The sequence below is a fragment of the Paenibacillus sp. JT31N11 genome (assembly GCF_056269285.1).
The window spans coordinates 1,074,869-1,087,205 of sequence record NZ_JBWDNQ010000001.1 but is presented as its reverse complement, the minus strand read 5'-3'; the positions used below and the strand labels follow the sequence as shown (position 1 = coordinate 1,087,205).

Annotated in this window: 13 protein-coding genes; 4 read left to right on the top strand and 9 right to left on the bottom strand. The window is 50.1% G+C overall.

Going from position 1 to position 12,337, the window contains the following annotated elements:
• Window positions 1-56 precede the first annotated feature (56 nt).
• From AC0YNV_RS04750 to AC0YNV_RS04735, 4 genes are all read right to left on the bottom strand, one after another.
• Complete coding sequence (locus AC0YNV_RS04750; protein ID WP_475766272.1) at window positions 57-935, bottom strand: fumarylacetoacetate hydrolase family protein; 879 nt, start codon at window positions 933-935, stop codon at window positions 57-59.
• Window positions 936-1,135: 200 nt separating this feature from the next.
• Window positions 1,136-1,909, bottom strand: a complete 774-nt coding sequence (locus AC0YNV_RS04745) for an IclR family transcriptional regulator (RefSeq protein WP_475766270.1) — start codon at window positions 1,907-1,909, stop codon at window positions 1,136-1,138.
• Between the two features lie 288 nt (window positions 1,910-2,197).
• A complete protein-coding gene (locus tag AC0YNV_RS04740; protein ID WP_475766268.1) occupies window positions 2,198-2,959 on the bottom strand; it encodes an SDR family NAD(P)-dependent oxidoreductase in 762 nt (253 codons plus the stop codon).
• A 105-nt stretch (window positions 2,960-3,064) separates the two neighbouring features.
• Window positions 3,065-3,643 (bottom strand): TetR/AcrR family transcriptional regulator, encoded by a 579-nt coding sequence (locus AC0YNV_RS04735; RefSeq protein WP_475766267.1) that lies wholly within the window; start codon window positions 3,641-3,643, stop codon window positions 3,065-3,067.
• 237 nt (window positions 3,644-3,880) lie between these two features.
• On the opposite strand from AC0YNV_RS04735, the gene AC0YNV_RS04730 reads away from it, so the two are divergent.
• From AC0YNV_RS04730 to AC0YNV_RS04720, 3 genes are all read left to right on the top strand, one after another.
• Window positions 3,881-4,306, top strand: coding sequence for a VOC family protein (locus AC0YNV_RS04730; protein WP_475766265.1), 426 nt, complete (start codon window positions 3,881-3,883; stop codon window positions 4,304-4,306).
• Window positions 4,307-4,536: 230 nt separating this feature from the next.
• Entirely contained in the window at window positions 4,537-5,127 is a 591-nt protein-coding gene (locus AC0YNV_RS04725; protein ID WP_475766264.1) for a TetR/AcrR family transcriptional regulator, read from the top strand.
• Between the two features lie 44 nt (window positions 5,128-5,171).
• Window positions 5,172-5,966: an SDR family NAD(P)-dependent oxidoreductase gene (locus AC0YNV_RS04720; protein WP_475766262.1), complete on the top strand. Its 795-nt coding sequence runs from the start codon at window positions 5,172-5,174 to the stop codon at window positions 5,964-5,966.
• Between the two features lie 135 nt (window positions 5,967-6,101).
• Here AC0YNV_RS04720 and AC0YNV_RS04715 read toward each other — a convergent pair whose 3' ends face one another.
• The 5 genes from AC0YNV_RS04715 to AC0YNV_RS04695 form a co-directional block, all read right to left on the bottom strand.
• Window positions 6,102-7,085 (bottom strand): phosphotransferase enzyme family protein, encoded by a 984-nt coding sequence (locus tag AC0YNV_RS04715; protein ID WP_475766260.1) that lies wholly within the window; start codon window positions 7,083-7,085, stop codon window positions 6,102-6,104.
• 414 nt (window positions 7,086-7,499) lie between these two features.
• On the bottom strand, window positions 7,500-7,976 hold the full coding sequence (locus tag AC0YNV_RS04710; RefSeq protein ID WP_210043852.1) for a heme-degrading domain-containing protein: 477 nt from the start codon (window positions 7,974-7,976) through the stop codon (window positions 7,500-7,502).
• 112 nt (window positions 7,977-8,088) lie between these two features.
• Window positions 8,089-8,706, bottom strand: coding sequence for a glycerol-3-phosphate acyltransferase (locus AC0YNV_RS04705; protein WP_475766258.1), 618 nt, complete (start codon window positions 8,704-8,706; stop codon window positions 8,089-8,091).
• On the bottom strand, window positions 8,703-9,797 hold the full coding sequence (locus AC0YNV_RS04700; RefSeq protein WP_475766257.1) for a glycosyltransferase: 1,095 nt from the start codon (window positions 9,795-9,797) through the stop codon (window positions 8,703-8,705). Before AC0YNV_RS04700 ends, AC0YNV_RS04705 begins: the two co-directional genes overlap by 4 nt.
• Window positions 9,798-9,937: 140 nt before the next feature.
• Window positions 9,938-10,531, bottom strand: coding sequence for a TetR/AcrR family transcriptional regulator (locus tag AC0YNV_RS04695; RefSeq protein ID WP_475766255.1), 594 nt, complete (start codon window positions 10,529-10,531; stop codon window positions 9,938-9,940).
• 232 nt (window positions 10,532-10,763) lie between these two features.
• Between AC0YNV_RS04695 and AC0YNV_RS04690 the strand changes: the two genes are divergently transcribed.
• Window positions 10,764-12,242 (top strand): MDR family MFS transporter, encoded by a 1,479-nt coding sequence (locus AC0YNV_RS04690; RefSeq protein ID WP_475766253.1) that lies wholly within the window; start codon window positions 10,764-10,766, stop codon window positions 12,240-12,242.
• Window positions 12,243-12,337 lie beyond the last annotated feature (95 nt).

Below are 12,337 nucleotides of genomic sequence, written 5' to 3'. Positions count from 1 at the left end.
TCTCCTCGAATCATAGTTTTAGGATAAATGTATAAAGATCATTTAAAATGAACGTATTAAGATGCGGCGATTGCCGTATTCACAAGTGTGCCGATGCCTGTTATCTCAATTTCGATCCTGTCGCCGGCAGCCAGCGTAAACTGGTTGGGCGGAACGATGCAAGTGCCCGTCAGCAGAACGGTCCCGTCGAACAGCACATTGTCCTTGGCCAAATATCCAACAAGCTCATCAAGCCTGCGCTTCAGTTGGCCCGTGCTTGCCGATTCCTCGACGACTTTGGCCCCATCCCGGTAAATTCGGCATGTAAGGGTCAGATTGTAGGGATCCGGCAGCGTTTCAACAAGACGTATCGCCGGGCCGATGGAGCAGGATTGGCGCCATATTTTCGCCTGCGGCAGATAGAGCGGGTTCTCGCCTTCGATGTCGCGGCAGCTCATATCGTTGCCGGCCGTATACCCGACAATCCGTCCGCCGCTGTCCAGCACAAGAGCAAGCTCAGGCTCAGGCACCTGCCAGGATGAGTCGCTCCGCAGGCATACATTGTCCCCCGGCCCTACCGTCCGTGCGGCCGTCGACTTCATAAACAGCTCCGGCCGCTCCGCGTCATACACTTTATCGTAGAACGTTGACGCATCCATCCGCCCGCCCGTCGCTTCATAATTGCGCGCTTCCTTGCTCCGCTCGTAAGTGACGCCGGCCGCCCATACCTCAGGAGCCTCGATCGGCACAATCAGCTGCAGAGAGGCGAATTCCACATTCAGCGGCGAAGCTCCCGCAATATTCCGGTTTACCGCTTCGGATACCCCTTCCCCCTCCCGGTCCGCCCGGCGCACCAATGCCATAAAATCAGGGTCCGGCAAAGGGTACACTTTATTCTCGTCTGTCACAGCAGCGAGGGTCGAAACTCCATCTTTCATAAAACGGATGATTCTCATACATCCAGCTCCTTTATTTGATATTATAAAACTCGATTCTATAGTATAGGGAAAACAGTTCCTGCCTGATGACTTCGCCAATGAATTCCCATGAATCGAATCGCAAGCCAAACAACCGTCAAAAGTCTCAAGAATCATATGAAGCGTTTTCAGAAAAGATTCCGGCTATCATGAATCTCTTCCAACCCCGCAAGATGCTCCTACACATGGGATGTCCAGGAGCGGTAACCCAGCTGAACCGAGATCTGCCTGGCTTCTTCCAGCAAAAGGGTGACGAATTCCGACAGCTTCGCCTCATCAACATGAGATACAAGCGTGGAGATGCTTACAGAAGCAACGGCGTGGCCGCTGTGGTCGAATACCGGAACTGCGGCGCAGCGTACGCCCGGCTCGTTCTCTTCGCGGTCGTACCCGATCCCTTCCTCCTTCACCTTGGCGATTTCCGCCATGAAGGCTTCCTCATCCACGATCGTGAGAGGCGTATGCCGGTTGAAGGCATATCCCTTCATCAGTTTGGCCAGCATGCCCGGCGGCTGGAAGGCCGCAAGAACTTTGCCGACTGCGCTGCTGTGAAGCGGAACCCTGCGTCCGATCCGGGAATAACGAATCACCGCTTTCTCGCCTTCCACCTTGTCGATATAAACCCCTTCCGCTCTGTCCAGCACGACCAGATGGGCGGTTTGCCCCGTCAGCTCCGACAGTCTGATCAGATGCGGCCTTGCCGTTCCGCGAATATCCAGACCCTGCAGCACCAGCTGCCCCTTCTCTACAAGCCTCATACCCAGCCGGTATTTGCCCGATTCCTCATCCTGGTCGATATAATCATGCAGCTTCAAGGTCTTGAGCAGAGAATGAACGGTACTTTTGTGCAGGTTGATCAGTTCGCTGATTTCGGTGATTTTCAATTCCTTGTTCTGATCGTCAAACAAATCGATAATTTTCAATGCACGGTCCAGAGCCTGAATGATGGGCACAATGATCAGCCTTTGCTTGTGTACTATATTATAAAACTCGATTCTATAATATAATTTAATCTTAGCAGAGGATACCCGCTGGCGTCCAGCCTGAACATGCAAATTTTGTATTTAGCTTGCCAGATCGATATGGAATAATGAAAATTTGACAAAAATGATCCTTCATGCAACAGCAGCCCATTCATCCAAAGGTAAATAAAACCAGGGACATTTGGCCCGAACGGGCCTCTTACAGCAGTACTTTACATTCTTAATAGTCAGCCTGGAACAAGAATGACTATTGCTTGCTCATCGCCCTCCGGTTACGCGTATTGCTTCTCCGGTTGCGTAGCTGTTGGCTTTTGAGCCGAGGTAAACAATGAGATTAGCGGCATCCTCCGGCGTGCCCAAGCGTTTGGCAGGAATGGTCTGCGCATGTTTGTTCAAAACCTCCTCAGGAAAAACCGAAGAATTCGTTTCCGTTAAAGTAAAACCCGGCATCACCACATTCGAATAAATCCCCTCCTCCGCAAGCTCAAGCGATAATGATTTGCTGAAGCCAAGCAGTGCGGATTTACTGGCTGTATACGCGGTTCCGCCCGCCATGCCATCCTCGGCTAGATTTGACGAGACATGGACAAGTCTGCCCCATCCCCTGTTTCTCATATAAGAGAGAACCGCTTTAGTCACGAGGTAGGTTCCTTTCAGATTCTGTTCGATTTCCGAGAACCAGCTATCTGTCACCGTATGCTCAAACGGTTGAAACTTCGGTGCCGCTCCTCCCCAGAAAACCGCGTTATTGACCAATACATCGATTCCGCCAAACTCTTCTCCCACACCTTCTATCGCCTTCTGGATGCTTTCGCTGTTATCCAGCTTTAAAATTACAGCCTGGCAGGAAAGTCCCTGCTCCCGTATTTCTTCAACTGTCTGCGACGCTGCTTTATGATCATGAGCGTATGTGATGATAACATGGGCCTGTTCCGCTGCAAACTGCTTCGCTGCTGCCTTGCCGATTCCTTTGGAACCTCCTGTCACCACCACTGTTTTGTCCTTTAATCCCATATTCATTGCGTTCATCTCCTATCGATTGTAGTTTCTTTTTTAAATAGACCGATCTACATAATTATTGCAAAAATGAATGCATCTGCAATCATCTTTTCACAAGCTTTATGTTTACTCCACGTCCCGTGTATGTTCGAGAAGTATTCTTATTTCCCGCGCAATCTGCATAAGCGGCTCCGAGCTTCGGTTTATGCGGCATAATATGATCGCTCCGTCGATCGAGGCTGTAATAAACGTAGAGATTTGCGCTGCGCGGGATGCGGAAAATCCATGTTCCAGCAGCATATCCTCATATGCAGATTTCCATGAATCATAAGTCCTTTTGCACGTTTCCCGTAATTTTTCGCTGATATGGGAGGTTTCCAACGCTACGGATGCAATGGACCCGGCAATCACACAATCGGAATCGTCAAACTTTTTGGCCAGAAAAAGAAAGATGGCATAAACACCCTCAGTGAGTGAGTCGGCGTTATCGAGGATTCTTCGCGTTTGTTCGGCAACTCCCTGCCCAAGCTTATCGATGGCTTCGGATACAAGCTCTTCTTTGCCATTAGGAAAATGATGATACAGGGATCCCCTTGGGGCGCCGCCTTCCTTAATAATTTGATTCAGCCCTGTGCCGTGATAGCCGTGCATTTCAATCAAACGCGTTGTCGCTTCGATAAAACGTTCGCGTGCGGATTTATCCATGGATTCATTCTTCCTCCAATTATGAAGATCGGTCTACATTGAAAATATACGATCGGCTGCTGAATGTCAACACCGCGATAATTTTCTTTGGACTTGGGCATCATGTTCTTGCGAATATTTTATATTGATGACAAGCCCTGTCACTATTAACGGCTACAATGAAAATAGGTTCAGTTGAGCTAGCAAGCAGCACCGTATTGAATAAATGAACCAATAACTTTAAGGAGCTGTTTAATCATGACAATGGCACTAATGCCTTATTTGATGATGGACGGAAATGCTGAGGAAGCCATTCAATATTATGCACAAACGTTGAATGCCAAAGTCCTGTTCAAGCAAACAGTTGGCGAAGGACCGGATAACCCTGATTCTCCGTATTCGGAGGACGAAAAGAAACGCATCGCCCATTCAGTCCTGAAGGTTGGAGAAACGGACTTTTATGTCGCTGATCTTCTCCCTGGCCTGACGCCTGGAGGCGGAAATCAGATTACCATTTGTTTGACAACGGAAGACAAGGATCAGGCAAAACAGGTTTACGATTCCCTGCAGCAGGAAGGTCATGTGATCATGCCGCTGCAGGAGATCTATTTTAGCCCTGCATACGGGATGGTAACGGACAAGTTCGGCATCACCTTTCAGATTTTTACGAAACGGCAGCAGTAATTTCTTACTGACGATTCACCGCTGCGTTCAATGTGCGGCGTATCGGGCGGATATACAAAGAGGCTCCCTCACGGACATTTCTTGTCCGGGGAGCCTCTTTGCTGTACCCGTACAGGATCCAGACCGTAATAGCCTGCTTGCGTTCTCACTATAACAGTGTTATACTCCTTTCCAGCACTATAACGACGTTATAGTGCGTGTTCAATGATCGCTTAATTAGAGGAGGCGCTATGGATACAAGGCAAAAATTAATCCGGGTAAGCGCAGCATTACTGAAGGAGTCCGGACCGGAGCTGTCGATGAGAGCGGTTTGCGAGGCTGCCGGGGTTACAGCGCCTACCCTGTACCATCATTTCGGCGATAAGCAGGGCCTTATCGATGCGACAGTTGCTGACGCGTTCGACCGTTATTTGGCTGAGAAACTGAACAAAAACTCTACCGGCAATCTGGTCGAGGACCTGCGCAGAGGCTGGGATTTGCATGTCGACTTCAGCCGCAGCAACCCCGTCCTGTATAAGCTGATGTTCCCTTCAGCGAATAGAGAAAATCTTCCCTCAGCGGCGGAGAAATCATTTGCCCTGCTGCGCAGAGCAATGGAACGGCTCGAGCAAATGGGCCAGCTGCAGCCCTCGCTTCATGCAGATATTGCCGTTCGCGCGCTCTGGGCCAGCTTGTACGGGACGACAATACTGATTTGCAGCGACAAGCAGCAGCAGGACGCCGAGCTCCTGTCGGCACTTGTTCGCGATGCGGTGATTGACGCCCTTACATGTTCGCCATTCTTGCGTGAGGGCAGCAGCCCGGATCACGAGAAATCATAAACATGTGGCCCGGCGCAAAAATACGAAACAAAAGGAGAATACACATGTCAACAGTTCATTCAAACGATATTCGTACCGCGAAACCTTTGCTGGCAGGCAAGATTGCGCTGGTAACCGGCGCAGGCCGGGGAATCGGAGCAGCCGCAGCCAGGCTGTTTGCTCAAGAAGGCGCGACTGTGACGCTTGTGGCAAGGACAGAGTCCCAGCTGCGGGAAGTCGTGGATGAGATTACGGCAGCAGGCGGGAACGCCGACTATGTCGTGGCCGATTTGGCGGATGCACAGAGCATTGAGCGGGCGGTACAGACGACTGTAGAACGCCATGACCGCCTTGATATCGCTTTTAACAATGCCGGAATCTCAATCGGCCGGTCACTTATGGCCGATGTGAAGGAAGAGGATTTCGATCTTGTTACCGATACAAACTATAAGGGCATCTGGTTGTCCATGGTGGCCGAGATCAAAGCCATTCGCGCCACTTCCGGCAAAGGGGCTATCGTCAATAACAGCAGTGTCGGAAGCTTTGGAGGAAATCCCAGAATGGCAGCCTATGGAGCCGCCAAACGGGCGGTAAACAGTCTGACCGAATCGGCCGCTATCGAGTATGGTCCGGAGGGAATCCGGATAAACGCTATTGCGCCAGGCACCACAATGACGGAAATGATCCGCCGATGGGCCTCCCAGGAGCCCGATGTCATCAATCGTCTTAACGACATTACTCCGCTTCGCCGCGCAGCCGAACCGGATGAGATCGCGCAAGCTGCGGCTTGGCTGCTGAGCGATAACGCTTCCTATGTGACCGGCGTTGTGCTGCGGGTTGACGGCGGTATGAGAGCCTGATTGAATATGCTTCCCCGGAATGAAAGTTAATGCTTTTATTTGATAATCCGGATTAAAATGGGGCTGTCCAAAAAGCCATGTAAATGACTTTTTGAACAGCCCCTTGTTTCGAAATGCGACCGAAACGTGCTTCCCTTACATCTTCAATCCAAAGTGAATCGATTCATTATTCATCGACGCTGCCAATCTCTCTCTCAGCTGGATCAGCCATTCCGGCTCGTTCTCCCACTTCTCCGCACCGGATCTTAGAATGCGCGCATATCCATATAAGTTGGCAAAACGTCTGCAAGCCGGCATCAAGGACTCCATATCCGGGGAGATATCGAATTTGGTGCGGTATCCGTCCATGAAGCATTTTTTCGCATGTTCAAAACCTTCAACCGGATTATAGTCCCGCAGACTATCAAGCGCCTGCTCAATATCCATCGCATACCAATGGTACATCGCATCATCAAAATCGATGACATTGCAGGACTTCGTCGCTTCGTCATAAAATACATTATCGTATTCAAAATCATAATGAATAAGCCCATAATTCCGATCTGTTACGGGAATAATAGCAAAATAATTCCGCAGCAGCCTTGTTTCCGCAAGAGCTGCTGTCTCGTGTGGGAAATCCGATAGAATTTCCTCAATCCAATCGAGCACATCGCGGTAGGACCATCTCTTATGCCCGTCAGGCACATATTGACTGGAGAGCTGGTGCAATTGTCCCAATGCCTGGCCATGGCTGATAATAATATCGTCTCTGAGATCGGTCCTGTTCAGCTGCACGCCAGCTACACGCTTGAATACGGAAGCATAAAACACACCCCATGGAGTGTTTGCCTCTACCAGCTCCTCTCCATTCCTGGAGGCAACCGCCTCCAGAACGCCATAGCTGTTGGCCTTCAGGTAAGCAATGAACGCAAGCTCAGCCCGAATATTGCCTTTATCCTTCTCCGTTTTTGGAGCAAATCTTAAGAGCCGGGTCTTGCCTTCCCATGAGAAAGGATAAATGGCATTTGAAGATATCCGGTAATACTTGAACATATCCGTAGATTCGCGGTCGAATTCCCAATTTTTCAACAGCATTTCCGCTGCATTCACATTATCGAAAAGATATTTCAACTTCAGCAATATACACAGCTCCTCATCATTTTACCAACAAAATCGTCTTTCCCGGGTTTTGCAAATTTTGCGCGCAAAAAAACCGCAAGGGCAAAGCCTGCGGTCTGTATCATCAGCAGCGCTGTCCTTATACGAGAGCAGACTCAATCAGGTCTGCCCGCATTATTCAGTTAAGGTTCACCTTTATAATATCAGTCATCCTATTAACCCGGCTTTTCATGCCGCTCACTCCCTTCCATAAAAAACGAGTCTTTTTCATCCTACCTCAGACTTCCGGTGGAAGCAATTACTAAATTTTCAAACGGAGCTCATCCTTCCCGCCGACGCGTTCGTCGATAGGCGTGCGTCAATAGAACCTTTCTTGTATTAAAAAAACCAGTCCTGACACCATTAACGTGTCAGACTGGTTTCGCATTTCAAGTTTTATTGCGCAGTCTCCAGGAGAAACTCCTTAATCACAGATGTAATCATCCCGTGGTCCTCGTCACCGGGCAGCCCCGATACCGAGATGGTGCCGACAATGCCTTCATCCTTCAGAATAAGCGGGAAAGCGCCGCCTTCAGCCTTATAAACATCCGGGTCGAGGCCCGAGGCTTCCACCGTGGATCCGGTCGATTTCAGAAACACATGCATATAATACGAGCTGTGGCCGAAATGGCGGACGACGTTGTTTTTCCATGACACCCAGCTGTCATTATTCGAGGAGGTGCCGTCCAGCCTGCTGTAGAATAACAGCTCGCCGTCTTTTCGAATATCGACAATGAGGGATTTGTTTTCCCTTATCGCCTTTTCGATAATCCTGCTCCCAACCTTGTAGGCGGTATCATTCGTGAACGCGGAGAACACAAGCTCAGCTTCCTGCTGCAGTAAGGTTTGTAATAAAGTATCGTATTGTTCCAAAGGGGCACCTTCCGTTTCTGGTATATTGGTGTTTCCTGTTTGTCATTATACACGCAAAAGACCGTTTTAACGAGTGAAATCGGGAGCATTTCAGGCTTCCTTCCACTGCCTGCTAACGGGCTCCCGGTTCATTCCTCCTTCTGAGGAACGTGCTCAGCTCGCGTCTGTGCGTATAGACGAGCAGCAGGAAATTACCCAGCCAGCACCACATCACCGGAGCGGGAAAGTCCCTTATATATAAATAGGGGAAAGCCAGCAGCATGCCGAATACGACCTGGAAGCTGTCGGCCTCCGAGGATGTCGGCCTTCCTTTGCTGATTGTTCTGGCTATGATCAGCAGTACGGCCAGGATGATGGCATAAACCAGGGAGAATTCGAATTCGGTCAAGCCGCTCCAAACGCCAAATGTGACCGCAATCGCCTTGCCTCCCCTGCCCTTAAGAAAGGGGGAGAACGCATGTCCCAGAATGGGAGCCGCGGCAATGGGAACAATCCGGAAACCCTGCACAGCCGCACTCCCCATCAGGAGGGCAATGGGCAGATACCCTTTCAGGAAATCAAGCGCTACGCCCGCGGCTCCGAGCCGATAGCCCGAAGACTGCCACAGGTTCAGCGCTCCCGGATTTCCGTCGCCAATTTCTTTCAGGTTCTTGCGGGCTGCAAGGCCCAGCCAGTAGGAGAACATCAGAGATCCCGATATAAAAGCGACGGCCGTCCACCATAGGGTCATTCATCCATTCTCCTTCCCACCTTGATGTGTCTGCCTTTCCAGGCGACCTTGCCGTGGAAGACAACCCTGTAAACCGAATAAAGCATAACGAATAGAAAGAAAAAACCGGATATGGCATGAAGCAACGGCATTACTTTGCCGAAGCGGCCGACATGTCTGACGAAGTAAAAGATTTGCAGCATGTACAGCAAGTAGCCAATCAGCAGCGGAAGCCCCCATGATGTGTGCCACATGAACAAGGCTGCCTCCGAAACGATCAGCCCGACAACCCAAACGGCGGTCAACGTGATCGTTCCAGCCTTCAGGGCGGATGTGCTTAGAGCGGCTCCCTTCGCAAAACCCTCGATTTCATGCCGAATGCCCCCCGGATACATCCGGAATGAAACCAGGCCGGATCCGATAAAATTGACGACGGGAATTCCTGCCTGTGCATACCGGGCTCCCAGATTCAAATCGTCCAGCAGCTCGGACTTCACGCTCTGATGGCCTCCAATCTTCTCATAATCCTCCCTTGCGGTCAGGATGCAGGAGCCGTACAGACCTTTCCTCGGGTTTGTATTCTCAAATGGCGACATAAATGCAAAGACGCCCAGAATATTTGTAATCATCGCCAGCTTCTCATAAAATTTCACGGTATAGTGGTAAGGGACTACGGAAATAACGCCCCCTGCCCGCTCCCTTGCATGTAATAAGGACTCCAGCGCTTTCGGCTCCAGCCGGATATCCGCGTCAAGAAACGCGATCAGATCGCCTGATGCTTGCTGATAACCGTTCCAGACAGCCCAGTTCTTGCCTGTCCATCCCTCCGGCAGCTCGGAGTTCCGTATGACCTTTACCCCATAGCTTTCGGCTATTGCTCTCGTGCGGTCATGCGAGAAATCATCCACGACGATAATCTCGTACGGCAGGCAGGTCTGACTTCGAAGTGAATCAAGAAGATGCGGCAAATTCGCTGCTTCATTCCGCGCCGGAATGATGACGGAAAGCCTTCCGCACGTAGATAACTCTCCCTGTCCGTCTGGAATCGTAGTTTTCCGGAACAGCCAGAAGCCCGACAAGAGTCCGATTACAACTAAGATTATTATCCCCATTTACGCGGCTTCCTCCATTTGAACAACATATAGTTTAATATATGTTCATAGGCCCAAAACCAAAACCAAAAAGAAAGCCCGGAAGGATAAACAAGGCTGCTTGATCCTGTTTGTCGCTCCGGGCTGTTTGCAATTCATTTTTAGCCAAACAAGGGATCAATGTACAAGCTGATCAGCTTATGCTTGATCTCTTCTTTTGTATAACCGCGTTCGTTTCGCATAAAAAGAAATAATTCAGGATTCAGGGATGCCAGAATCATATCCGCAATAAAAACGGCATCTTTAGCAGTTTCTTTGGCTGGTTCGGTTTCAAGGATCAAATCATGAAAGGCTTTATGCATATTGATGTATAAATCCGATTGATAATACAGCGTTTGCCGTTCTTCACAGGTCGGGGCTTGTATGGAAACCAGCCAATCGGAATGGCTTTCGATGAAATTCAAAGCAATCTCCAGCGCCATGGTGATACGTTCCCTCAGTGGAAGATCCTTATTATCCAGATAATTCTGAATGTCCTCGCATACATCCTCGCTGCTTTCCTTCATCAGATCCTGGCAAATCTCGCCCTTATGGGCGTAACGGCGGTAAAGAGTCCCCTGGCCGATTCCGGCCGATTTTGCGATTTGGTGCATGGTAACGCCATCAACGCCAAATTCAGCGAACAACAGCTGCGCTTTCTGTAAAATAATGCGCCGATGCTCGATCGCATCTTTGCGCTCTTTTCGGACTTTCATTTATTCAACACCTCTTTTTCCAAAAGTGCATGACAAAATCAATTGACAAGTGGACATTTGTCCGGTATATTGAAATCAATTAAACGGACAAATGTCCGAATATTGATAAACAGGTTTGTACCGCTGTATAGCCGTATTGTACTCTCGAGGGCTACCGGGGTCAAGAGAGTCGTACAAACGGCTGAAGATACACACTGTTTATAATCTATTGTTAAATTACAGGAGGTTGGATATGTCAGCTGGACCGGCAAAAGATTTTACGAATGACAAGCCGCAAACGATCAAAGAAATCATAGTGCCTCTCATTACCATTATTCTGGGGTTGTTCATGGTTGTGCTCGATGGATCAGCCGTGAACGTAGCGCTCCCCAAGCTTTCAACGGCCTTTGACTCCTCGCTTAATACGCTGCAGTGGACGGTAACGGGTTATGTTCTTGCCAATGCAGCCGTGATTCCGCTCGCCGGATGGCTGTCGGACCGGTTTGGAGCAAAGCAGATTTTTCTTTTCTCGGTTGGCTTCTTCACCCTTGGTTCCCTGCTCTGCGCGATTGCGACAGACCCTACCCAATTAATCATTTACCGCATTATTCAAGGGGTAGGCGGCGGAATGGTTATGCCGATCGCATTCGCGTTCATCTATAAGCTCTCCCCTCCCGCCAAAGTCGGCGCCGTAATGGGGATCATGGGCATTCCTGTCCTGCTGGCCCCTGCTCTTGGTCCGTTATTGGCCGGTTGGCTGGTCGACTACGCGACATGGCAGTGGATATTCATCATTAATATCCCGATTGGAATCCTGGCTACGATTATAGGTATCCGCTCTCTGCCGAGCATTGAACGTCAAGCGGTGAAAGGACTGGATATTTGGGGGATGCTGCTCGCTCCGATCGCTTTTGCCGGATTGTCTTACGGGGTCAGCGAGGGCGTTCACGGCTGGTCCTCCACAAAAACGGTGACGGGACTTACAATCGGCATTATCGCCCTGGTGTTGTTTGTCATTGTCGAGCTTCGCCATAAGCAGCCGATCCTCGAGCTGAGGGTTTTCAAATCCATGGATTTCAGCAAAGCAATCGTCATTCAATGGATATCGCAAATCGCCCTGTTCGGCTCCATGTTCATCGTTCCCCTGTTCCTGCAGCAGGCCCAGAACTACAGCGCGTTTGATACTGGCCTGATCATGCTGCCGCAGGCGTTGGCGGCTGCGATATTCATGCCGATCAGCGGCGCTTTGTTCGATAAAATCGGAGCCCGGCCGTTAGTTATGGCAGGCATGGCTTTTGTCACTGTCGCCACCTTTATGCTGACCCGGCTCTCCGCAGCTGACGGGGTATCGACTTTAATTCTTCCGCTCGCCCTGCTGGGAGCCGGAATGGGACTTTCCCTGATGCCGCTTAATACGCACTTGATCCAGGCGTCGCCGCCAAATCTGGTTGGCCGCGTCACGTCGCTCACCAATGCCGCTCAACAGGTGATGAACTCGTTCGCGGTCGCCGGTTTGATGACGATTCTTACCAGCAACATGAAAACATTTATGCCTGCGGACGGCAAGCCGACCATTGAGACATGGACCGATTCGTTCTCCGGCACCTTTAAAGTGCTGGTGTACATCGCAATTGTCGGCGTAATCTTGGGAATCATGCTTAAGAAGCCCAAGAAGGCAGCCGGGGAAGAAGCCAGTGCCGAACAGCTGGAAGCAAGCAAAATGTTTATCTGATTGCTGTTCACATAAAAGGGATGCCGCTGGATTTATTCAGCCGGTGTCCCTTTACCTATTTATGCCGGTACCTGTGATAAAATAGAAACGTACGG

Bases quoted from the DNA above. Each gene is read 5' to 3' on its own strand.
- AC0YNV_RS04750 (WP_475766272.1), bottom strand. From the start codon at position 935: ATGAGAATCATCCGTTTTATGAAAGATGGAGTTTCGACCCTCGCTGCT.
- AC0YNV_RS04740 (WP_475766268.1), bottom strand. From the start codon at position 2,959: ATGAATATGGGATTAAAGGACAAAACAGTGGTGGTGACAGGAGGTTCC.
- AC0YNV_RS04735 (WP_475766267.1), bottom strand. From the start codon at position 3,643: ATGGATAAATCCGCACGCGAACGTTTTATCGAAGCGACAACGCGTTTG.
- AC0YNV_RS04730 (WP_475766265.1), top strand. From the start codon at position 3,881: ATGACAATGGCACTAATGCCTTATTTGATGATGGACGGAAATGCTGAG.
- AC0YNV_RS04725 (WP_475766264.1), top strand. From the start codon at position 4,537: ATGGATACAAGGCAAAAATTAATCCGGGTAAGCGCAGCATTACTGAAG.
- AC0YNV_RS04720 (WP_475766262.1), top strand. From the start codon at position 5,172: ATGTCAACAGTTCATTCAAACGATATTCGTACCGCGAAACCTTTGCTG.
- AC0YNV_RS04705 (WP_475766258.1), bottom strand. From the start codon at position 8,706: ATGACCCTATGGTGGACGGCCGTCGCTTTTATATCGGGATCTCTGATG.
- AC0YNV_RS04700 (WP_475766257.1), bottom strand. From the start codon at position 9,797: ATGGGGATAATAATCTTAGTTGTAATCGGACTCTTGTCGGGCTTCTGG.
- AC0YNV_RS04695 (WP_475766255.1), bottom strand. From the start codon at position 10,531: ATGAAAGTCCGAAAAGAGCGCAAAGATGCGATCGAGCATCGGCGCATT.
- AC0YNV_RS04690 (WP_475766253.1), top strand. From the start codon at position 10,764: ATGTCAGCTGGACCGGCAAAAGATTTTACGAATGACAAGCCGCAAACG.